Here is a 23,098-nt window from a genome sequence, read left to right on the forward strand (position 1 = left end):
GCCGCAGGGCGCATGAGTCAAACGGTTGCCCGTTGACCAATGCGCCCCACGTGTTTGCGCGGACATCACTATGCCCGCGCCATTGTTCTTGCTGAGATTACAGGGTACGAGCGATTTCCTGGACTTCGAACACTTCCAGCGTGTCGCCAACCTGAATGTCGTTGTAGTTGCGCAGCGACAGGCCGCACTCCAGACCGGCACGAACTTCTTTCGCATCGTCCTTGAAGCGTTTCAGGGAGTCGATCTCGCCGCTCCACACCACGATGTTGTTGCGCAACAGGCGGACGGAAGAAGCACGCTTGACCACACCATCGGTGACCAGGCAACCGGCAATCGCGCCCACTTTCGAGACCAAGATAACCTGGCGGATCTCGACCTGGCCGATGACGGTTTCGCGTTTCTCTGGTGCCAACATGCCCGACAACGCCGAACGGATCTCGTCGATCGCATCGTAAATGATGTTGTAGTAGCGAATGTCCACGCCATTCGACTCGGCCAGCTTGCGTGCCTGGGCATCAGCACGGGCATTAAAGCCGATGATGACCGCTTTCGAGGCGACTGCCAGGTTGACGTCCGATTCCGTGATGCCGCCGACGGCCGCGTGGACAACTTGTACGCGCACTTCGGAGGTCGACAGTTTCTGCAGCGAACCAACCAGCGCTTCTTGCGAACCTTGCACGTCGGTTTTGATGATCAGCGGCAAGTTTTTCACTTCGCCTTCGGCCATCTGGTCGAACATGTTTTCCAGTTTCGCAGCTTGCTGCTTGGCCAGTTTCACGTCGCGGAACTTACCTTGACGGAACAGACCAATTTCACGCGCCTTGCGCTCGTCAGCCATGACGACGACTTCTTCACCGGCAACCGGCACTTCCGTCAAGCCCTGGATTTCGACCGGAATCGAAGGACCCGCTTCAGCGATGGACTTGCCGTTCTCATCCAGCATGGCGCGAACACGGCCATACGAAGAGCCAGCCAGAATCACGTCGCCGCGTTTCAAGGTACCGGACTGCACCAGGATCGTCGCAACAGGACCACGGCCCTTGTCCAGACGTGCCTCGACAACCAGGCCGCGCGCAGGCGCATCGACCGGTGCCGTCAGTTCCAGCACTTCGGCTTGCAACAGCACTTGTTCCAGCAGATCGTCGATACCCTGGCCCGTTTTGGCCGACACCGGCACGAATGGCGATTCGCCACCGTATTCTTCCGGCACGACTTGCTCGGCGACCAGTTCCTGCGTCACGCGGTCCACGTTACCACCCGGTTTGTCGACCTTGTTGATCGCCACCACCAGCGGCACGCCGGCTGCTTTCGCATGGGCAATCGCTTCTTTCGTTTGCGGCATCACGCCATCGTCGGCGGCAACCACCAGAATAACGATGTCGGTTGCCTTGGCGCCACGGGCACGCATGGCGGTAAACGCTTCGTGGCCCGGGGTGTCGAGGAAGGTGATCATGCCGCGTGGCGTATTGACGTGGTAAGCGCCGATATGCTGCGTAATGCCGCCCGCTTCGCCGGAGGCAACCTTGGCGCGACGGATGTAATCGAGCAACGAGGTCTTGCCGTGGTCGACGTGACCCATGACGGTGACCACCGGTGCGCGCGGCTTCGACTCGAAGTGCGCGTGCTCGCCCACATCGGCCAGCAACGCTTCCGGATCATCCTGCTCGGCGGCGAACGCCTTGTGGCCCATTTCTTCCACCAAAATCATGGCGGTTTCCTGGTCCAGCACCTGGTTGATCGTGCACATCTGGCCCAATTTCATCAAATGCTTGATGACTTCGGATGCCTTGACGGACATTTTGTGTGCCAATTCGGCCACGGTGATCGTTTCCGGTACGTGCACGTCTTTGACGACGGCTTCCGTAGGCGCCTGGAAGTTCGATTCACGGTCGTCATGGTGCGTCGGGCGACGGCCCTTCGCGCCACCGCGCCAGCTGTCACGGCCGCCTGGGCCGCTATTGCCGCGTGGCTTGGGACCACCGGTGGTGCCGCGTTTTTTCGCGTCATCGGACCAGGTGGACGACACATTGGCCGACTTGATGGATTTCTTGTCTGCAACAGCAGGCTTCTTGTCGCCCGGCTTGTCGCCAGGTTTCTTGTCAGCAGGCTTGTGCAGGGTGCCTTCCGGCGCCTTCGGCTTGACCGGAACCGGTACGGGTTCCGGTGCCTTGATGGCGCGGCGTGGCGCGTTCATCATGGCCTTGATCTGGGCAACTTCGTCGGCAACAGCCTTGCGTGCACGGTCCGTGGCTTCCGCTTTGTCAGCGGCTTCCTTGGCGGCAACAGCGGCGGCAGCGGCCTTCTTCTTCGCTTCTTCAGCGGCAGCAGCTTTTTTCGCTTCGGCAGCGGCGTCGTCAACGACAGGCGCAGCGGCGCTGGCGACAGGCGCAGCAGCAGCCTTGGCAGCCGCTTTCTTCGCTTCCGCGTCAGCTTCTTTCTTCGCAGCCAATTCAGCCTGTTGCGTGGCTTTCGCCTGGGCTTCTTTTTCCGCGTCGAGCTTGGCCAGACGTTCTTGCTTTTCGCGCAGATCGGCTTCCTGGCGGGCGATCAGTTCAGCCTGTTTACGGGCATCTTCTTCACGGCGCGCCACGTCGGCGGGATCGATCACCGGTGCGGCAGGCGCGACCGGTTCTGCTGCGACCGGCGCAGCTTCGTCACGCTGGACGAAAGTGCGCTTCTTGCGCACTTCCACCTGGATGGTGCGCGACTTGCCGGTGGCGTCAGCTTGCTTGATTTCAGTCGTTTCCTTGCGGGTCACGGTGATTTTTTTCTTTTCTGTGTCAGCCGCTGCGCCGTGTGTGCGGCGCAGATGATCCAAAAGCTTGTCCTTATCATCTTTCGACAATGGATCTGACGTCGAACTTTTCTCGACGCCGGCAGAACGCAGCTGCGTCAGCAGCAAATCTGCAGGCATCTTCAGTTCGGTGGCAAATTGGGCTACGTTGTTACTCGCCATTCAGTCCTCTTTTCTATGTGTCGCGGAGATGATAAAGATACTCAAATTAAGCCTTTGCGGATTCGGCCAGACTCCATGCCTTGGCTTGCAACGCCTTGGCACGATCGTCATATTTCGAGTCAACCAACTTCATCTCATCGTCGGTCACATCTTTAAATTCACTTGTAATCAGTTCACGCGCACGGTCCGCAGACAAGGCCAGGATTGCGCCAAATTCGTCGTATGCCAGTGCTGCAAATGCTTCAACGGTCTTGATACCAGCCAGACCCAGCTTGCCGGCGGTAATGCGGTCCATGCCTTCCAGACCCACCAACGCCTCGTCCATGCCTTCCAGACCCTCTTCCGAAGCAATCGCTTCGGTCACGAGCGCATCACGCGCACGGGTACGGAGTTCATTGACGGTATCTTCGTCAAACGATTCGATTTCCAGCATTTCGGAAATTGGCACGTAAGCGATTTCTTCCAGACTGGCGAAACCTTCTTCTACCAGAATATCGGCCACTTCCTGGTCGACATCGAGCTTTTCCATGAACAGGATGCGCACGGCAGCCGTTTCCTGGGCAGCTTTGTCAGCCGATTCTTCGGCCGTCATGATGTTGATCTTCCAGCCGGTCAGGTCCGAGGCCAGGCGCACGTTCTGGCCGGAACGGCCGATCGCGATTGCCAGGTTTTCTTCATCCACGACGACATCCATCGCGTGTTTTTCTTCATCGACCATGATCGACGACACGTTCGCCGGCGCCAGGGCGCCGATGACGAACTGCGCCGGATCTTCCGACCACAGCACGATGTCGACACGTTCGCCACCGAGCTCGCCGGTAACAGCCTGCACGCGCGAACCGCGCATGCCGACGCAAGTACCGATCGGGTCGATGCGCTTGTCGGCCGTGTAGACGGCGATCTTGGCGCGTACGCCGGCATCGCGGGCTGCGGATTTGATTTCCAGCATGCCTTGCTCGATTTCCGGCACTTCCAGTTCAAACAGCTTCATGATGAATTCTGGCGCGGTGCGCGACAGGATCACTTGCGGGCCGCGCATATTGCGGTCGATGCGCAAGATGTATGCACGCACACGGTCGCCGATACGCAGATTTTCTTTCGGGATCATCTGGTCGCGTGGCAGACGCGCTTCGATCTTGCCCGATTCGACGATGGCGTCGCCGCGTTCCATGCGCTTGATGGTGCCGGTGACGAGCGAATCGCCACGTTCCAGGAAGTCGACCAGGATCTGTTCACGTTCGGCGTCACGCACGCGCTGCAGGACGACCTGTTTGGTATCCTGGGCGAAACGGCGGCCGAATTCAACGGATTCGATCGGCTCTTCGATGTGGTCATCGACTTCGATATCGGAAATCTGTTCTTTTGCCTCGAAATGCAGGATCTCCTGATCCGGCAATTGCAGGCCAGCTTCATCGGGCACCACGTGCCAGCGGCGGAACGATTCGAATTCGCCCGTTTCGCGGTCGATCGAAACGCGGATGTCTACCTCACCCTCATACCGTTTCTTCGTGGCTTGCGCCAACGCGAATTCGAGGGCGCCGAAGACGACATCTTTATCGACGTTTTTTTCGCGCGCCAGCGCGTCAACCAATAATAAAACTTCGCGGCTCATGCTTTGCGTCCCTTAAAAACCACCTGCGGCACCAAGCGTGCCTTATCCACATCCGCGAGCGTAAATTCCAACATCGCCGGACCATCCTTACCTTCAAATTCCAACGACAATTTATCGCCCACGGGTTCTTGCAAGATCCCCTGGAACGATTTCCGGTTGTTCGTACCCGGCATCGCCACATTCAGCTTGACGATGATTTCCTGGCCTGCGAAACGAACAAAGTCTTCCAGCTTGCGCACCGGACGATCCAGACCCGGGGAAGAAATCTCGAGACGCTCGTAAGGAACGTTCTCTACCGTCAACACATGCGATAACTGGTGACTCACCGTGGCACAGTCTTCGACCGTGATCGGACCTTTTTCAGCGGCATCGGCGGCGCTGAAATCAATAAAGACGCGCAGCATTCCGCGCTCGGCACGTTCAACATCAACGAGCTCATAGCCCAGACCTGTAACTGTCTTTTCAATTAATCCCAACTGCTGCAAGAAATTCTCCAGAAATAAGGCCCGTTTTCGGCATGACAGCGCCGCATTGAGCGCCGACAACATGCAAAAACACGCATTCAAGTCATATATGGCCCCTTGCGGAGCCATGACAAACGGTTCAACAAAAAAAAAATGGGCATCTGCCCATCTTTCTGTATTTCCCCAACCAGATAAGCACTCCCCGCCAAACAACCCTGCGGAGAACTTTTATTAGGCTGCAGATTATAACCTCTTATTAACTTCGCCGCAATGCCGCACACAAGGAGCGGCCCGGCTTACAACAGTTACAAGAGCGCGCGCACGCAGCAGATTAGCGGGCGCGCAAGAAGAAATCCCCTGATTTAACCTTTGCTGCGACGGCGCGGCATGCCATCCATGCCGCCACGGTCCATGCCGCCACGCGGCTGACCACCGGAACGCGCTTGCCCACCTGCACCGCCCGCATTGCGGCGCGGACCCGTGTTGGCAAAGCCGAAGGTCGTTTGCAGCGGATCGGGCTGGCGCGGAGCGCGCTGCGGCGCGCGGCCTTCACCACCGGCCGGACGTCCCTGCCCCTGGCCTGCCGCACGCGGCGGACGACCCTGGCCTTGCGGCGCACCTTCGAACGATGCCGACGAACGCGGCTGGCCGCCCTGGAACGGACCTTGCGGCTGGCCACGGCCAGGACCACGCGCTTCGCCTGGACGGCCGGTGCCGCCTGGACGACCCTGGCCTTGCGGACGTGCAAACTGGCCTTGCGGCTGGCCACGGCGCGGCGCGACCGGGAATGGATCGGCGTTGCGGTTGCTGACATCGATGCGATTGCCATTCGGCTCGTCATCGCGGTCCTTGCGTTCGACCTTGCGCGCTTCGCGGCCCTTGGCTGCGCCAGCGGCACGGGGGTCGCCCGATGCCGGCATTTTCTTTTCGATACCATAGGCGGTCAACAGATCGCGCACGGTATTTTCTTCCATTTCTTCCCAACGGCCGCGCTTCAAGCCGCTCGGCAGGGTCATGGCGCCGTAACGGGTACGGATCAGGCGCGAAACGGTCAGACCGATGGCTTCGAACATGCGACGCACCTCGCGGTTACGGCCTTCGCCGATCACCACGCGGTACCACTTGTTGATGCCTTCGCCGCCGCCATCGGCGATCTTCGAAAATTGCGCCAGGCCGTCTTCCAGCTCGACGCCGGCCAGCAGCTTCTGGCGCATGCCCTCTTCCAGCTCGCCCAGGGTACGCACGGCGTACTCGCGGTCGATGCCGTAGCGCGGGTGCATCAGGCGGTTGGCCAGGTCACCGGAGGTGGTAAACAGCAGCAAGCCTTCCGTGTTGAAGTCGAGGCGGCCAACGGCCAGCCATTTGCCGGCTTTCATGGTCGGCAGGCGGTCAAACACGGATGGACGGCCGTCCGGGTCGTTGTGGCTGACGATTTCGCCGGCCGGCTTGTGGTACACCAGCACTCGTGGCGGCTTCTTGCTGACGCGGCGCTGGATCAACTTGCCATTGATGCGCACGTGGTCGCTTGGCAAGATACGCTGGCCGATGTGGGCCGGCTCGCCATTCACGGACACGCGGCCCGAGACGATCAGGTCTTCCATGTCGCGGCGCGAACCGAGACCGGCTTCGGCCAGCACCTTGTGCAGCTTCGGCGCGTCGTCGTCGGACGTCAGGTCGCGGCGCACGGCCACTTTCTGCACGCGGCCCGCACCGCCTTCTTCGCTGTCGAACGCGTCGGAGGTGACGAACGAGAAGACCGCGTCGGCGTCACTGAGCTTACCTGGCGCAGCCTGACGGCCCTTGCCCTTTTTACGGCTCTTGCCGGCATTCTTGCCGGCGCCCGGCACGTCGTTGCGCGGACCGCGCGGCAGGCGCGGGCCGGACACGAGGTTGCCTTCGGCATCGAACACATCGGCGACAGGCGCGGCTGCTTGCTCGGCGGCAGGCGCTGCGGCAACGGCTTCGGCCGCCTGCGGCGCTTCGGCGCGCGGCGGCTGGCGCAGTGCGCGTTCCGCCTGCACGCCACGCATCTGGCGCGGACCACGGGTCGGACGCGCTTCGGCCGGCTTGTCAGCGACGACTTCCGGCGCCGCTTCAGCGACGGCGGCAGCGGCCTTGGCGGCGGCGCGGGCACGCGGCGGACGCGGCGCCGGGGTGCTGGCAACTTCGGCGACCGCTTCGGCAGCGGCTTCCGCGGCGTCGGAGACGGCTTTCAGGGCCGGCTTGGCGCGGGTTTTCTTGACGGCTGGAGCAGCTTCGGCAGCAGCAGCGACGGAGGATTCAGCAACTGAGTCGGCGGCCACGTCGGCTTTGGTGCGGCGCTTCGGCTTGGCAGCGACGCTGTCGCCGGCAGCCACCGTTGCAACGGCAGCAGCCGCATCGGCTTCGATTTGGGCCTTGGTGCGGCGCTTGGGCTTGGCAACGATGGCTTCGTCGCTGGCGATTACTGTCTCGGGTGTGTTCGGATTATTCATTCTTCGTTTCTTGGCTGTGCTGACCTGGCGCAGCGTCAACCGTTAGTTCTGGCGCAGGGTCGTGAGTGTAGGCTTCGTCCGTGGGCGAAGCATCGGGGCCGGTATCAAGGCTTGCTGTCACATCTACATCTGTCACAGCCGTATTGCTACCTGCACCAAGCTGGGGGACAAGCTCATTGCTTGCCTTGTCAAAATTTTCTTGCAGGGCCGCTTCCAGGGCTTCGAGCCCATTGCCCTGCATTTCACTGATTTGCTGCAAAGGCGGCAGTTGGGACAGCGAATGCAAACCCAGGTCATCCAAAAACTGCTTGGTGGTGGCCAGCAAGGCCGGCCGTCCCACCACGTCGCGGTAGCCGATGGCGTCGACCCAGCCACGGTCTTCCAGCATCTTGATCGTCTGCGAATTGACGGCAACACCGCGAATCTCCTCGATATCGCCGCGCGTCACCGGCTGGCGGTAGGCGATGATGGCCAGGGTTTCCAGGGTCGCCCGCGAATACTTGGGCGGCCGCTCGGGCGTCATGCGATCCAGATACATCTTCATTTCCGGGCGGCTTTGAAAGCGCCAGCCCGAAGCCAGACTGACGATTTCGATGCCGCGCCCTTCCCACTCCTGCCGCAATTCTTCCAGCAATTGCTTGATCGTGTCGGCACCAACGCCGACACCGCGCACGCGACCGTTCTCGTCCGCATCGACGAACAGCTTTTTCAGGCTGTGGATCGTCAGCGACTCACGAGCGCACAGCAACGCGGTTTCGAGGACTTTTTTAGCCTCAATTGTATTCATAGCAATTCTGTGCGGATGTGTATTGCAATTCGTAGGCAGAGAAAGAAATCAAAAACGTTCATTTCAACGTAACAGATGGCAGACATCGATGATGACGCCGTGCTGGGTTACAAGTTGAGGCTGTTTTTCCGACGCCTTGGCCGATGCGCGCAAAGCGGGATTAAAGCGGATGCAGTGAAAGTCCTGCCATCCATGGTGCTGGCCTTAAATAACCAGCAATGAAACGAACTCCGGAGCTGCTGCTATTCCCGTGCTATTCCCGTGGCGAAGATTCAGCCAGACAGGATAGCGACAGTCGTCGTTTCATCCAACGATGCCAATTGTACCTGATAAAAAGCGGAAAAGCGCAAAACCGGGTAAAACACGCGTTTTACCCGGCCCTGGCGCGACACATCACCCACTGCCCGTATCACAGGGAGGCGAGTTTCTCCGAGAGAATGGCCGATGCACCCAGGAAAGCTGGATACTGCGCCGTGATGACGAAGGTCGGCACTTGCGAGACATAATTGGCAAAGCGGCCCTTGCGCTCGAAGCGGGCGCGGAAACCGGAACGGTCGAAGCGCGGCCCCAGGCGTGGCACGATGCCGCCGCCGATATAAATACCGCCGAGCGCGCCCAGCGTGACGGCGACGTTGCCCGCCACCGTACCCAGCATGCAGCAGAACGCTTCGATGACGTCGTCGCACAACTGGGATTCGCCGGCCAGCGCGCGGCGCGTGATTTCCGCCGCCGGCAAGGCTTCGGCCGGCACACCCGCGCGGTCGGCCAGGGCGCGGTAGATCAGTTCCAGGCCATCGCCGGAAATCAGGCGTTCGGCCGAAACGTGCTCGTATTCGCGCCAGGCAAATTGCAGAATGCTCACTTCCACTTCATTGAACGGCGCAAAGCTGACGTGGCCGCCTTCGCTTTGCAGGGCGATCCAGCCGCCGTGCGAGGGAATCAGGCCCGACACGCCCAGGCCCGTGCCGGCGCCGATCAGGCCGATGGCCGTGTTCGGTCGGGCCGTGCCTGCGCCCACCTGGTGCTTTTGCTCGTTCGACAGCTGCGGCAAGGAACGCGCCAGGGCCGTGAAATCGTTGACCACGTCCAGGGTCGTGAAACCGCACTCTTCGCGCATGGCGCGGATCGAGAACGACCAGTGATGGTTCGTCATGCTGAGGAAATCGCCGTCGACGGGGTTGGCGATGGCGATCACGGCATGGCGCACGGCTTGCCCGCCGGCGGCAGCGATGTGCGGCAGGGCCAGGTAGGCTTGCAGGGCGGCGGACAGGCTCGGGTAATCGGCACAGGGCAGCACTTCCACCAGGGTGATGTGGCCAGCGGCCACTTCCAGGGCGAAACGGGCATTGGTGCCGCCCACGTCGGCCAGCAGGCGCGGTCCATCGGCGAAGGCGGAAGTCGGCAGTACGGGAGAAGACGAAGCGCTCATGATTTTAAATGATGAAGTGGGACGCATGGGACGCCAAGCTTAAAGGATGAATGCGCCCGGAGGCAAGCAAAGTTTGTAGTTTAAGTACATCAAAATCAGCCTTTATTGGTAGTTCCACTCCAAATGCAACAAGTGGCACCAAAATTACTCAAAAACAATGATTTATAGTAAGTACTTGCACTCAGCAAGCGCCCGAAAAGCATGCTGCACAGCAGCAGGAGTCGCCCTTCACGGAGAGTATGCCGCAGTTTGCGCAAAGGCGCTTTGTATGGAACGACGCAGGCGTGACGCTGCCGTCCCGGTGGCCCGGCGACGGTGTTTTCGTATTATTACTACCGGTTTTTACTGATCAGGTGGGCATGCCTTCGCCCAGCAGGCTGGCAGGCGCCGGCTGGTCGGAGCGGTAGGCGGCATTCCACGCATCGAGGCCGCCATGCAGGGGCTTGGCCCGGTGAAAGCCGTGCTGGTGCAGCAGCTTGGCCACTTGCGCGGCCGTCACGTCGTTGGGGCAGCTGCAATACACGATGATGTGGCGGTCCTTGTCCATGGCGATCATGGCGGGCACCGGTTCCTTGCCATTGAAGAACAAGGCGCCCGGCACGGCCGGCTCCAGCGCTTGCGCCGTGGCGCTGCGCGCGTCGACCATCAGCGGTTCTTCGCCCTGCTCTATGAGTTCGAGCAATTCATCGATGCCGATGCGCTCGATCTGCAAGGCCTGACGGAAACGCCGGCGCTCGAGGAATTTATACAGCAGGAACAAGCCCAGCAAGGTGGCCAGCATCAGCAAGGCGGTGCTGCCCATGGTGCTGAGCAAGTCGAGCACCTGCTGCACGCTGGCATGGAAAATCACGCCAACGACGATGCCCGTGCCGCTCCACAGCAAGGCGCCCAGGCCCGCGTACAGGAAGAACAGGCCCGGCGGCGTACCCAGCGCGCCCGACATGGGCGCGGCCACGGTATTGAAGCCCGGCACGAACTTGGAGACGATCAGGGCTTTCGGCCCCCAGCGCTTGAACTTGTCTTCCGTCTGGCTGACGCAGTAATCGGGCGACAGCGAGATGCGGCACAGCAGCCGCAGGATGCGCTTGCCGAAATGCCGGCCCGCGCGGAACCACGTGAAGTCGCTGATCAGGCAGGCACCCAGCGCGGCGGCCAGCACCAGCCCCCCATTCATGTCGCCATCGACGGCCAGCGCCCCCGCCACCACAAGGATGGGAAAGGCAGGAATCGGCAAGCCGAGCTGCTCCACCAGCACGATGCCAAAGACAATCAGGACACCGTAATGTTCGAGCAGATAAATGAGGTTGGGCATGGCCGCTATCTTACCGTAAAAATCCCCCTACAATTGCACGCCCTTCGGGATAGCACTGAGCAAGGTGCGCGTGTACGGATGCACGGGATTGCGGTACAGCTCATCCGAATCGGCCAGCTCCACCACCTGCCCCTTGTGCATCACCATCACCTGGTCGGCGATGTATTTCACCACCGACAAATCGTGCGAGATGAAGATGTACGACAAGCCGAACTCATCCTGCAAGTCCTGCAGCAGGTTCAATACCTGCGCCTGCACCGACACGTCCAGCGCCGAGACGGATTCGTCGCAGACCAAAATTTCCGGCTGCATGGTCAGGCAGCGGGCAATCGCGATGCGCTGACGCTGGCCGCCGGAAAACTCGTGCGGATAGCGGTGGAATGCCTGTTCCGGCAAGCCCACCTTGTCGAGCAGCCAGTAGGCCTTGGCGATGCGTTCCTGGTCGTTCGCGCCGATCTTGTGGATGCGCATCGGTTCGAGCAAGATCTGCCCCACCGTAAAACGGGGGTTCAGCGAGGCGTATGGATTCTGGAAGATGATCTGGATGCGGCGTTTATACGGCAAATACTCCTTGTTCGGCATGGCAATCAGGTCCTTGCCGTGGAACATGGCCGTGCCGCCCGTCGCCTGGTGCAAGCGCAGCAAGGTCAATCCCACCGTCGTCTTGCCCGAACCGGATTCGCCCACCACGCCCAGTGTTTTTCCGCGTGGCAAAGTGAACGACACGTCCTTGACGGCCTGGAATTCGCGCTTGCCGAACAGGCCTACACGCGTATAAAAGCTTTTACTTAAGTTATTCACCACCAGCACCGGTTCGTCGCCCGGGGTGTAGCCGCGCGTGCGCTGCTTCATGTCGATGCCGGGGCCGGCCTTGATTGCCTCATGCTTACCATCCATGTAATCGGCGATCACGGGCAAGCGCCATGGGCGCTCGTCCAGCGAGGGACGGCAATGCAGCAGGGCTTTCGTGTAGCTGTCTTGCGGCGCTTCAAACACTTGCCGCACTTCGCCCGTTTCGCGCACTTCGCCGTGGCGCATGACGATGACCTGGTCGGCGATCTCTCCCACCAGGCCCAGGTCGTGGGTAATGAAGAGCACGGACATTTGATGTTTCTTTTGCAGCGCCGCGATCAGGTCCATGATCTGCTTCTGGATCGTCACGTCCAGCGCCGTCGTCGGCTCGTCGGCAATCAGCAGTTTCGGTTCGCAGGCGATCGCCATGGCGATCATCACGCGCTGCTGCTGGCCGCCCGACATCTGGCTCGGGTAGGCGTCGATCTTGGTGGCGGGATCGGGTATGCCCACTTCTTCCAGCAACTCCAGCGTGCGCGCGCGCGCCTGCTTGCGGTTCATGCCCATGTGCTGGCGCAACACTTCGGCGATCTGGAAGCCGACCGTGAAGACGGGATTCAGCGACGACATCGGCTCCTGGAAGATCATCGAGATATCCTTGCCGCACATGGTGCGCCGCTCGGCGATCGACAGTTGCAGCAAGTCGCGCCCGCCGAAATGGATGCTCGATGCAGGATCGATGATGGTGTTATCTGGCGGCAACAAGCCCATCACGGCCAGCGAACTGACGGACTTGCCGCTGCCCGATTCGCCCACCAGGGCCACGGTGCTGTTGCGCGGCACGTTGAACGAGATGCCCTTGACAGCTTCGAACGTGGTCTTCTTGTCCAGGCGGAAGGTGACGCGCAGGTCGCGCACTTCCAACAAGTTATTCTGGTCCATGAGCAACTCCTATTTCACTTTGGGGTCGAGCGCATCGCGCAAGGCATCGGTAAACAGCGAGAACGCCGTCACCAGCACGGCCATCGCCGTGGCGGCGGCGGTCAGCTGCCACCATTTGCCCAGGATCAGTTCATTTTGTGCCTCGTTGAGCATGCTGCCCCACGAGACGGTGCCCACCGGCACGCCAAAGCCGAGGAAACTCAGAATCACTTCGGCCTTGATGAAGCCCACCACCAGAATCGACATTTGCACCAGCGCCACGTGACTGACGTTCGGGAAGATGTGCGAAAACATCTTGCGCCAGTGCGAGGCGCCGATGGCGTCGGCCGCCATCACGTATTCGCGCGCCTTGTGCTTGATGTATTCGGCGCGGATCAAACGGTATGGCCCCGTCCAGCCGGTCAGCCCCAGGATCAGCACGATGGTCAGCACGCCCTTTTGCTGCAGCACGGCCGCCACAGTGAGAATCATGAGGATCGATGGAATCGACGTAAAAATGCTGTAGAACCAGTTGAAGAAATCATCGACCATGCCGCCGAAGTAGCCGGACACGGCGCCAAACAAGGTGCCCAGGACCACGGCCAGCAAAGCTGCCACCAGGCCCACGACGATCGACGTTTCGCCGCCCTTGATGGTTTTCTGCACGATATCGTGGCCCCACTTGTCGGCGCCGAACGGTAACGTTGCCGCCTTGTGCGTGACGAGTTTCCTGGCCTTGCCCATGCCGGCGCGCAAGGCCGTCAAGTCGTCGGCCAGCGGGTCGGTGACGCCGTACATCTCGACGCCAGCCGATGGGTTGCTGCCCATCTGCGCGCGCAGTTCGGCGATATCGTCGGCCAGCGGATCGAGCACGTTGACGGGTGTGGGAGCGCTGCGCTCGTCCGTCACGGGCATCGCGCCATCGGCGGCGACATCCTTGTCGGCGCCCACAAACGTGGGCGGCGCATAGCTGACGGCCACTTCGTCTTCCCAGTTCGAGGCCACCAGGCCGCTGGCGGACGCCAGCACCAGCAGGAAAAAGGCGCCGACCACGGCCAGCGATACCATTGCAATCTTGTCGCCGCGCAAACGGCGCCACGCCAGGGCCCACAGGCCGGGCGATGTATGAGGTTTCGACATCGTCTCTTTCTACTTCAGTTGTACGCGAGGATCGACCGCCTGGTACAGCAGGTCGGTGAGCAGGTTGAAGAGCATGGTGGCGGCGGCAACGTACACGGTGATCGCCTTGATCACCGGAAAGTCGCTGCGCTCGACGGCCAGGATCACTTCACGCCCGATGCCGGGGATGCCGAAAAAGCGTTCCAGCAGGAAAGCGCCGATCAGCAGGGCCGGCAAGTTCGACATCACATAGGTAATGATGGGGATGCCGGCGTTGCGCAGCACGTGCACCCACATGATGCGGCCTTCCTTGAGACCCTTGGCACGCGCCGTGCGTACGTAATCCTGGTTCGCCTCGTCCAGCACGAAGGTGCGGAACAGGCGCAGGGTCGGCGCAATCGACACGGCCAGGCCGATCAGAATCGGCAGGGTCGAATAGCGCAGCAGGTTTTCCCAGAAGCTGTCACCCCAGCCCTGCACGGGGAACAGGCCCAGCTTGTAGGCAAAGCCGTACTGGAAGACGATGATGTAGACGAGGATGGAAATCGACATGCCCACCGTACAAGCGATCATGACGGCGCGGTCCGTCAGCGAGCCGCGCACGAAGGCGATGGCCAGCGCCAGCGCCACGCCAAAAAACGTTTCCAGTACGGTCAGCGGGATCAAGACCATCATCGACGGACCCAGGCGCGACGTAATGATGTGCGACACGGATTCCCCCGTGGCCCAACTCTGGCCGAAGTCAAACGTGACGATCTGCTTGATGAAGATCCACAGTTGCACGTAATACGGCTGGTCGACACCGAGCTGGCGGCGGATGTTGGCGATGCTTTCCGCACTCGACATCTTGCCGGCCAGGATGTAGGCGGGGTCGCCGCCTACCCAGTTGAACAGGATAAACACCAGCAGGACGACGCCCAGCATGGTGGGCAGCATCTGCCACAGACGGCGCAGGATATAAGCGAACATAATAATTCCTTGTTGTATATGTTGTTATAAGCGGCTGCGCTTATTTGGCGGCTGGCGCCGGAACTGGTGCGCCATTGCTGTCGATATCCATATACGCCCACTCCTGGAACAGGATCGGGTGCTTCTTGTAGCCTTGCACCGTCTTTTGCGCCAGCATGTTGCGGTAGCGCGCATAGCCGATCAGGGCGCCCGCATTCACTTCCAGGCGGCGCGCCATCTTGTGGAACAGCTCATCGCGCTCGGGGCTGGCCGGCATGGCCTGGCTGGCCGCGTACCACTTGTCGTATTCCGGGTCCTGGTAGCAGCCGTTGTTGTTCTGGTGCGTGTTCGGGCCGTAGAACAGCTGCATGAAGTTGTCGCCGTCCGGATAATCGGCCAGCCACGGCGCCGTGCGCGTCTGCATCTTGCACTGCTTTTCCGTTTTCAGAATGTCAGAAAAGATCATGCGGTCGTTTTCCATGCGGATGCCCAGCGAGTTGTACGTCTTGCGCCACATTTCCGCCTGCAGCACGCCATTGGCTTCATTGCGCGAGGCGTAGCGGATCAGCAGCGGCTTGCCATCTGGCAAAGTACGCCAGCCATCGGCGCCCTTCTTGTAGCCGAATTTATCCAGCAGTTTATTCGCCAGCACGGGATCGTATTGCAGCAGGGATTTGTAATGCGGATCGTAGCCGACCACGCCCGGTGGAATCGGATAGTCGAGGCGCTTGGCCTGGCCATTCCAGATGATGCGGATTTCTTCATCGATATTGTGCGCCATGGCAATGGCGCGGCGCAGGGCGATCTTTTCCTTGCTGAAGCCGCCCAGAGTCGGGTCTTGCATATTCCAGTAGTAATAGCTGATTTCCGGATCCAGCAGACGCGACAGTTGCACGCCCTTCTCCGCCAGCTCGGGACGCAGCTTGCCGTTGAGCAGCGCTTTCGGCGCCAGCGGGCCGTCGAGCCAGAACACATCCGTGCCGCCGCTCTGGAACGACAGCCAGCGCGACTGGTCTTCGATCATCACGGAAATTTCGATGCGGTCGATGGCGGGAATGCGCTTGCCCTGCATCTGGCGCACGATGCGCTGATCATCCGGGTCGTCGCCGGCCATGAAATTCCACGTCTCGGGCAAGTGCTGCGGGTTACGGTTCAGGACGATGCGGTTGCCGCGCGTCCACTCACCCAGGGTGTAATAGCCGGTGCCGACGGGATTCGAGCCCACTTCGCCCTTCACGTCGCCATACTTGTCCACCACTTCGCGCGCCACGGCGGCCGTCGGCACGTAGGCGAGGATCATGGGGAAGTTGAAATCGGTCTTGGTCAGCGTGATGCGCAAGGTGTACGGGTCGAGGATTTCCAGGCCCGCCACCTTCTTGTTGAAATCGAGTTTGTTCGACTTGCCTGCTTCCTTGGCCAGGTCGTCCAGGCCCACCACCTTGCCTTCAAACAGCCAACTGTGCGGCGAGGCCAGGCGCGGGTCGAACAATCGCTTCCACGAATACACATAATCGGCCATCGTCAGTTCGCGGCGCTTGCCGCCGAACGCGGCGTCGGGCGTAAACAGAATGCCTTTTTTCAGGCGGATGGTGTAAGTCTTGCCGTCGCTTGATACTTCCGGCATGGCGGCGGCGGCGCCCGGCACGACCTTGACGGGGCGCGCCAGGTAGTCATACGTGTACAGGGTGTCGAAGACGGCCTGTGTGATGTGGTTCGAATACAGGTCGCGCGCGGTGGCCGGATCGAAGCCCGTCTCGGCGGCCGGCAGGATATAGCGCAAGGTTTTGACCGGTGCGGCCGCAGGGGTGGCATCCGCGGCAGCGGCAACGGCCGCCAGCGGCAGGGTGGCCAGGCAGGCGAGCAGCGCCACGCGCCGCATCCATGGTGACTTCATGTAATACCCTTCATCTCGATTATCTGTCGCACCGTATTGGTGCGCTTGTACTGGCTTCCCCCTGGGATACAGGATTCCACCGCCAAAACCAGTCCATCCTCGCAAGATCTGTGCCTTGTTCGCAGCCGTCTCGACTGCCTGAAAAACGCGTAACGATAACGCAGTTTCGCCCTCGCCGACAAAGAGAAATGCAGGGGCCGCCACTCCCGGCCCGCTCCCCGTCCGATTTTGCTGCATTGCACCACACCCGATTTTCATCGGCAAGGAAAAGACCGGCCGGACATCTACGCTGCAGTACAGCATTCGCTGCCGGGGCGCACGCTACGCAGCAAAAAACAGTTTCGGCGGGGAATACATCACCAAACGAGGACACTTTGTTTCAAATCAATATCACTGAATGGAAGCCGTTGTTTAAAAACACAAAGTACAACACCCTGTTGACAAAGAGTTTTGTTAATCATTACATTCAATCAATTGAAAAGAGATAAATCATTTCGCATTTTCAATATTCTCGGACGTGCTTACCGGCGCGGCCGTTCTTGCCCTTTTAGCCAACCGCTTTATCAGGAGTCTTGAACATGATTAGAGAAATATGCCTGTCCCGCTCCATCCGTTTGATCTGCGCCGGCGGCCTCGCCGCCGGCATCCTCAGCCAGCCGGCACTGGCCCAGGAAACCGGTGAAACAACCGGCATGCAGCGCGTAGAAGTCACAGGTTCTTCCATCAAACGGCTGGTTTCGGAAACAGCCACCCCTCTCTCCATCTTCAAGGCCGAAGACTTTGCCAAGCAGGGCCTGACCACGGCCCAGGAAGTGCTCAGCAAGATACCCTCGAATTCCTCCAGCATGGGCAGCGGCAATGCCGTCGGCGGCAATACCAGCGGCTTGCCCACAGGCGGCCAGGCCAGCGCCGACTTGCGCGGTCTGGGCGGCGACAAGACCCTGGTGCTGCTCAATGGCCGGCGCATCGCCAACCATCCGTATGACGGCGCCAGCGTCGACCTGAACATCATTCCCATCGCCGCCCTGGAGCGCGTCGAAGTGCTGCGCGACGGCGCTTCGGCCATCTACGGCACGGACGCCATCGGCGGCGTCATCAACTTCATCACCAAGCGCTCCATCAACGTCACGAACATCACCGCCGAGGTCGTCGCGCCCGAACACAAGGGCGGTGGCGAACACCGCATCAACCTGTCGACCGGCTTCGGCAAGCTCGATACGGACGGCTACAATATTTTCGGCGTGGTCGATTACCACAAGCAAAATGTGCTGACCTCGCAAGACCGCGCCTTCTCGGCAACGGGCATCATTCCCGAGCGCGGCCTGTCGCTCACCAGCGGCACCACTTTCCCCGGCAACTACTTCGATGCCGCGGCCAACGGCGGCAAGGGCCTGGCCGGCAATCCGTATGCGGCCACGGGCTGCAACCCGCCCCTGTCCGTGGCGGCTGCCAACGGCACCTGTCGCCAGGACTACACGCGACAGATCGACGATCTGCCGGCACAGGAGCAGGTGGCATTCTTCGGCAAGGGCGCCTTCAAGCTGGGCGGCGGCCACCTGGCCACGCTCGAATACTTGCATTCGGAAAACAAGGTGAAGGCGCGCACGGCGCCGCCACCACAAACGGCCTTGATCCTGCCCATCAGCAGCAAATACTACCCGGGCAATGCGGGCGGCGTGCCGGCCCAGCCGGGGCTGTCGGGACAGCCGCTGAGCGTCAACTGGCGCCCCGTGGAAGCGGGCCAGCGGCAGATCGATTCCACCGGCAAGGCGGACCGCCTGGTGCTGGCGCTCGAAGGCGAGCTGGCTGGCTGGGACTACAAGACGGGCCTGAGCCATGCGATCAGCAAGTCGTCCGAGAAATTTACGGGCGGCTACGTGCAGGATGCGGGTTTTGCCGCTGGCGTGCTGAACGGCATACTGAACCCGTTTGGCGTGCAGGATGCAGCCGGCAAGGCTTACCTCGACAGCACGGCCCTGCGCGGCGAAGTGCAGAGCGCCAAGGTCACCACCACGGGTTTCGACATCAAGGGCAGCCGCGAACTGATGCAACTGGCCGGCGGCCCGCTGGCCATCGCCTTGGGCGGCGAACTGCGGCGCGAAAAAGCCGACTTCAATGTCAACCGCGAGATCGCCAGCCAGGCCACCAGTTCCGGCCTGTCCGGTTCGCTGTCGAAAAGCGGCTCGCGCACGATCCAGGCCGTCTTCGGCGAAGTCAACTTGCCATTGATCAAGGATCTGGAAGTCCAGCTGGCGGCCCGCTTCGACCATTACAGCGACGTGGGCAGCACGACCAATCCCAAGCTGGCCCTGCGCTACCAGGCCAGCAGCGCGCTGGTGCTGCGCGGTTCGGCCAGCACGGGTTTCCGCGCACCGACCTTGTTTGAAAAGAACGCGCCGCCGTCGAAGAACGATACCAACGATTCCTACGACGACCCCATCCTCTGCCCGGGCGGCGTGCCGCAGCCGGGCGCCAATCCCCTGCGCGATTGCGACTTGCAGCAATTCAAGCTGCAAGGCGGGAATGAAAAGCTGAAACCGGAAAAATCCACCACGTTTGCTTTCGGCCTGGTGCTCGAACCCGTCAAGGAAGTGACGGTGGCCATCGATTACTGGAACATTCACCTGAAGGACAAGATTTCGTCCTTGCCCGAACAATCCATCTACGGTAACTACGAAAAATATAAGGCCTTGTTCCTGCGCAATCCCGACGGTTCGCCTTTCGCCATCCTGGACTTGAACGACAACCTCGGCGAAGTAAAAACCGACGGCATCGACGTGAGCCTGAATGCACGCCTGGGGCGCGGCGCCTACGGCGATTTCAGCGTGTCGGTCGACGGCACCTGGACCCACAAGTATGACTACCAGAATGAGCGCGGTGGCGAATTCATTGCCAACGTCGGCCGCTATGCGGACAACAATCCTGTGTTCCGCTGGAAACATACGGCGGCCCTCAACTGGCGCTTGGGAAACTGGGGCGCCACCGTGTCGCAATCGTTCAAGTCCGGCTATACGGATCAGAACCAGGTCGATCCGCAGTACCGGCACGATGTACCCTCCTACAGCCTGCTGAACGTGTCGGGTAGCTACGTATGGAAAGGCTTGCTGCTGACTGCCGGCGTAAAGAACCTGTTCGACAAGGAACCACCGTTCTCGAACCAGGGCACCCTGTTCCAGAAAGGCTATGACCCGCGCTACACGGATCCGATCGGGCGCGCGTATTACCTGCGCGGCAGCTATACGTTCTAAGGGAGATGGGCTGAAACAGAGATAAACGGGGCAGCGCTGACCAGCGTTTGCCTGCAGCACGAAGGACGGCGCCAGCAGGTATGCTGAGCGCCGTTTTATTTTACGCGCCTGACCGCGCCTGACAAGGGTTGGCGATACTTTATTCCTGAAGTAATGCAAAAAAATTAGCAATATGTTGCATTTCGTCCAAAAAGTCTGCACGAAATTGACAATCTGAATCGTGAATGTTTTGATGAGGGCCCAGGAAATTTACAAAATTTTCATTGGTGGTTTTGCAAAAAGGCAAATAAATTGTTAGTAAGCAACAAGTTATTTCAAAATAATTGCCGCCTTTATCACAATAATAAGGAATTTCAGATGATGATAGAAAATGTAATATCGCGGTCGCTGCGCCTGATGTTTGCTGGCGGCATGGCCCTGAGCATGCACGCTGCATATGCGCAAGAAACAACAGATGGCGCCATGCAGCGCGTGGAAGTCACAGGTTCGAGCATCAAGCGCCTGGCATCGGAGACAGCGCTGCCGATCACCTCGATCAAGGCCGATGATTTCGCCAAGCAAGGCTTGACGACGGCACAGGAAGTCCTGTCCACCATTTCCATGAATCAGAGCTCGCAAAGCAGCTCGCAATCCGTAGGCTCCGGCACGGGCGGCCAGTCCGTCGCCGACCTGCGCGGCATCGGCGGCGACAAGACCCTGGTCCTGCTGAACGGCCGCCGTATCGCCAGCCACCCATTCAACGGTTCGTCCGTCGACCTGAACATCATTCCGATTTCGGCCCTGGAACGCGTTGAAGTGCTGCGCGACGGCGCCTCCGCCATCTACGGTACCGATGCCATCGGCGGCGTGATTAACTTCATCACCAAGCGTTCCGTCAAGGGCGGCTCCGTCACGGTCGAACATTACGAGCCACAAAAAGCGGGTGGCGGCGACGAATCGCGCCTGAACCTGTCCGGCGGCTACGGCGATCTGAACAAAGATGGCTTCAACGTCTTCGGCGTGGTTGACGTACATCGCCAGTCGGCGCTGAGCACGGCCGACCGTTCCTTCTCGAAGAGCGGCTACATCCCAAGCAAGGGCGTGGATAACCTGAGCGGCACCACCTTCCCTGCCAACTTCTACGATACCGGCAATGGCCTGATCGGCAACCCGGCCTTTGCCGGCGGTTGCGTGGGTGAGAACCTGTACAAGAATACTTCGGGCAAGAGCACCTGCGCCATGGATGTCACACCATTCATCCAGGCCATCCCGAAAACCCAGCAGGAATCCTTCCTCGGCAAGGCCAGCTTCAAGCTGAACCAGGATCACCTGGCCACCATCGAATACCTGCACTCGCGCAGCACCAACGAGGCGCGCATCTCGCCGCCGCCGATGTCGAACATCGGCATCCTCATGTCGTCGAGCTCCCCTTACTATCCAGGCGGCAGCGGCGGTGTACCAGCCATGGCGGGCCTGTCGGGCGAGCCGCTGGACATCAGCTGGCGTCCGGTGGCGTCGGGCCAGCGCAGCGGCTTCGACACCAGCACCTCGGACCGCCTGGTACTGGCTTCGGAAGGCGTCCTGGGTGCGTGGGACTACAACGTCGGCCTCAGCTACTCCGTCAGCAAGGCCACCAGCGCCTTCACGGGCGGCTACCTGAATGACCAGCGCATCATCGACGGCATCGGCAATGGCATACTGAACCCGTTCGGCGCGCAGAGTAGCGCTGGCGATGCGTACCTGAAGGACTCCGTCCTGAAAGGCGAATACCTGAGCGCGAAGATGACCAGCACTGCGGTCGACGCCAAGGTCAGCCGCGAGCTGTTCAACCTGCCGGCTGGCGCCGTCGGTTTCGCCGTCGGTACGGAATTCCGCAACGACAAGGCCGAGTACAACGTGAACCGGGATCTGGCCGGCCAGGCATCGAGCTCCGGCTACGCCGAAGCACAGAACCAGTCGGGCAGCCGCAATATCGCCGCCATATTCTCGGAACTGAGCATTCCTGTCGTGAAAGACCTGGAACTGTCGCTGGCAGCCCGTTATGACCACTATAACGACGTCGGCGGCAGCTTCAATCCGAAGGTCGGCGTGCGCTGGCAACCAACGAGCCAGGTGCTGCTGCGCAGCTCCTACAACACAGGCTTCCGCGCGCCAACACTGTATGACCTGCATGGTCCGCAAACCAAGACCTTCACGGCCAACAAGTACGACGATCCACGCCTGTGCCCAGGCGGCGTACCGATTCCTGGCGCCAACAGCAATGTCGCCTGCGGCGCGCAGCAGTACATCCGCTCGGGTGGCAATCCGGAGGTCGGCCCGGAAAAATCGAAAACCTTCAGCGCCGGTATCGTCATCGAACCTACCAAGTCGCTGACCGTCTCGCTCGATTACTTCCAGATCAAGCTGCGCGACAAGATCGGTACCGTGGCCGAACAGACCCTGTTCGACAACTACGCCAAGTATCAGAACAACTTCATCTATACCGCTGATGGCAAGCTCGATTACGTGCTGGCCACCCTGGGCAACCTGGGCGAAATGCACACCTCGGGCATCGACTTGGGCCTGAACTGGAAATTGCCACGTAGCCAGTATGGCAACTTCACGTTCGCCTTTGACGGCACCTGGGTACAGAAGTATGAGTACCAGAACGAACGCGGCGGTGAATTCGTGCAAAACGTGGGCGTGTATGGCGACAATGCACCGGTATTCCGCTGGAGACACAATGCCTCCCTGCAATGGAATATGGACAAGTGGAATGCCACGCTGTCGAACAAGTACATGAGCGGCTACCGCGACCAGAACTATGTCGATCCGCAATTCGAGCAAAGCGTCAAGGCTTACTCGGTATGGTCGCTGTCGGGCGCGTACTCAGGCTTCAAGAATACCGAAGTCACCGTGGGCGTAAAAAATCTGCTGAACGAAGATCCACCGTTCAGTAACCAGATCGGCACCTTCCAGTCCGGCTACGATCCGCGTTACACTGATCCGCTGGGCCGCACCTTCTACGTGCGCGCCACGTACAAGTTCTAAGTACACCTGACAAAAGCTACTGCGCGTCGCGATTTGCGGCCTGCGATGCTCACTGTGCTCAAGCACAGTTCCGCGTCTCGGCCGCAACTCGTTGCCGCTCGCTACGCTTTTGTCAGGCGTCTTGAATTAAGTA

13 protein-coding genes are annotated in these 23,098 nt (G+C 60.3%); 2 read left to right on the forward strand and 11 right to left on the reverse strand.

The annotated features are described in order from the left end of the window. Positions 1–97: 97 nt before the first annotated feature. From infB to ACP7EG_RS18610, 11 genes are all read right to left on the reverse strand, one after another. Entirely contained in the window at positions 98–2,956 is a 2,859-nt protein-coding gene (gene infB, locus ACP7EG_RS18560; protein ID WP_099760444.1) for a translation initiation factor IF-2, read from the reverse strand. Between the two features lie 46 nt (positions 2,957–3,002). Beyond that, entirely contained in the window at positions 3,003–4,568 is a 1,566-nt protein-coding gene (gene nusA / locus ACP7EG_RS18565) for a transcription termination factor NusA (RefSeq protein ID WP_071079176.1), read from the reverse strand. Further along, positions 4,565–5,053, reverse strand: a complete 489-nt coding sequence (gene rimP / locus ACP7EG_RS18570; RefSeq protein WP_071079329.1) for a ribosome maturation factor RimP — start codon at positions 5,051–5,053, stop codon at positions 4,565–4,567. Before rimP ends, nusA begins: the two co-directional genes overlap by 4 nt. A 341-nt stretch (positions 5,054–5,394) precedes the next feature. Next, complete coding sequence (rluB, locus tag ACP7EG_RS18575) at positions 5,395–7,506, reverse strand: 23S rRNA pseudouridine(2605) synthase RluB (protein WP_426088799.1); 2,112 nt, start codon at positions 7,504–7,506, stop codon at positions 5,395–5,397. Then, positions 7,499–8,293: an SMC-Scp complex subunit ScpB gene (gene scpB / locus ACP7EG_RS18580; protein WP_071079178.1), complete on the reverse strand. Its 795-nt coding sequence runs from the start codon at positions 8,291–8,293 to the stop codon at positions 7,499–7,501. Before scpB ends, rluB begins: the two co-directional genes overlap by 8 nt. Before the next feature lie 409 nt (positions 8,294–8,702). Then, positions 8,703–9,722 carry a glucokinase gene (locus tag ACP7EG_RS18585; RefSeq protein WP_426088800.1) on the reverse strand — a complete coding sequence of 340 codons (1,020 nt, stop codon included), beginning with the start codon at positions 9,720–9,722 and terminating at the stop codon, positions 8,703–8,705. A 349-nt stretch (positions 9,723–10,071) separates the two neighbouring features. After that, positions 10,072–11,034 carry a VTT domain-containing protein gene (locus ACP7EG_RS18590; RefSeq protein ID WP_096234050.1) on the reverse strand — a complete coding sequence of 321 codons (963 nt, stop codon included), beginning with the start codon at positions 11,032–11,034 and terminating at the stop codon, positions 10,072–10,074. 27 nt (positions 11,035–11,061) lie between these two features. After that, on the reverse strand, positions 11,062–12,768 hold the full coding sequence (locus tag ACP7EG_RS18595) for an ABC transporter ATP-binding protein (protein WP_426088801.1): 1,707 nt from the start codon (positions 12,766–12,768) through the stop codon (positions 11,062–11,064). A 9-nt stretch (positions 12,769–12,777) separates the two neighbouring features. Continuing rightward, positions 12,778–13,887 carry an ABC transporter permease gene (locus ACP7EG_RS18600; protein WP_426088802.1) on the reverse strand — a complete coding sequence of 370 codons (1,110 nt, stop codon included), beginning with the start codon at positions 13,885–13,887 and terminating at the stop codon, positions 12,778–12,780. Positions 13,888–13,896: 9 nt separating this feature from the next. Continuing rightward, positions 13,897–14,835 carry an ABC transporter permease gene (locus ACP7EG_RS18605; RefSeq protein WP_034782513.1) on the reverse strand — a complete coding sequence of 313 codons (939 nt, stop codon included), beginning with the start codon at positions 14,833–14,835 and terminating at the stop codon, positions 13,897–13,899. Between the two features lie 40 nt (positions 14,836–14,875). Beyond that, complete coding sequence (locus tag ACP7EG_RS18610) at positions 14,876–16,708, reverse strand: ABC transporter substrate-binding protein (RefSeq protein ID WP_426088803.1); 1,833 nt, start codon at positions 16,706–16,708, stop codon at positions 14,876–14,878. Positions 16,709–17,286: 578 nt separating this feature from the next. On the opposite strand from ACP7EG_RS18610, the gene ACP7EG_RS18615 reads away from it, so the two are divergent. Next, positions 17,287–19,956 (forward strand): TonB-dependent receptor, encoded by a 2,670-nt coding sequence (locus ACP7EG_RS18615; RefSeq protein WP_426088804.1) that lies wholly within the window; start codon positions 17,287–17,289, stop codon positions 19,954–19,956. A gap of 357 nt (positions 19,957–20,313) precedes the next feature. Next, a complete protein-coding gene (locus tag ACP7EG_RS18620; RefSeq protein WP_426088805.1) occupies positions 20,314–22,965 on the forward strand; it encodes a TonB-dependent receptor in 2,652 nt (883 codons plus the stop codon). Positions 22,966–23,098 lie beyond the last annotated feature (133 nt).

The organism is Janthinobacterium sp. PSPC1-1, from assembly GCF_049897625.1.
Classification (GTDB): domain Bacteria; phylum Pseudomonadota; class Gammaproteobacteria; order Burkholderiales; family Burkholderiaceae_D; genus Janthinobacterium; species Janthinobacterium tructae.

Coding starts and splice junctions, on each gene's coding strand:
- infB (WP_099760444.1), bottom strand. CDS start 2,956: ATGGCGAGTAACAACGTAGCCCAATTTGCCACCGAACTGAAGATGCCT.
- nusA (WP_071079176.1), bottom strand. CDS start 4,568: ATGAGCCGCGAAGTTTTATTATTGGTTGACGCGCTGGCGCGCGAAAAA.
- rluB (WP_426088799.1), bottom strand. CDS start 7,506: ATGAATAATCCGAACACACCCGAGACAGTAATCGCCAGCGACGAAGCC.
- scpB (WP_071079178.1), bottom strand. CDS start 8,293: ATGAATACAATTGAGGCTAAAAAAGTCCTCGAAACCGCGTTGCTGTGC.
- ACP7EG_RS18585 (WP_426088800.1), bottom strand. CDS start 9,722: ATGAGCGCTTCGTCTTCTCCCGTACTGCCGACTTCCGCCTTCGCCGAT.
- ACP7EG_RS18590 (WP_096234050.1), bottom strand. CDS start 11,034: ATGCCCAACCTCATTTATCTGCTCGAACATTACGGTGTCCTGATTGTC.
- ACP7EG_RS18595 (WP_426088801.1), bottom strand. CDS start 12,768: ATGGACCAGAATAACTTGTTGGAAGTGCGCGACCTGCGCGTCACCTTC.
- ACP7EG_RS18600 (WP_426088802.1), bottom strand. CDS start 13,887: ATGTCGAAACCTCATACATCGCCCGGCCTGTGGGCCCTGGCGTGGCGC.
- ACP7EG_RS18605 (WP_034782513.1), bottom strand. CDS start 14,835: ATGTTCGCTTATATCCTGCGCCGTCTGTGGCAGATGCTGCCCACCATG.
- ACP7EG_RS18610 (WP_426088803.1), bottom strand. CDS start 16,708: ATGAAGTCACCATGGATGCGGCGCGTGGCGCTGCTCGCCTGCCTGGCC.
- ACP7EG_RS18615 (WP_426088804.1), top strand. CDS start 17,287: ATGATTAGAGAAATATGCCTGTCCCGCTCCATCCGTTTGATCTGCGCC.
- ACP7EG_RS18620 (WP_426088805.1), top strand. CDS start 20,314: ATGATGATAGAAAATGTAATATCGCGGTCGCTGCGCCTGATGTTTGCT.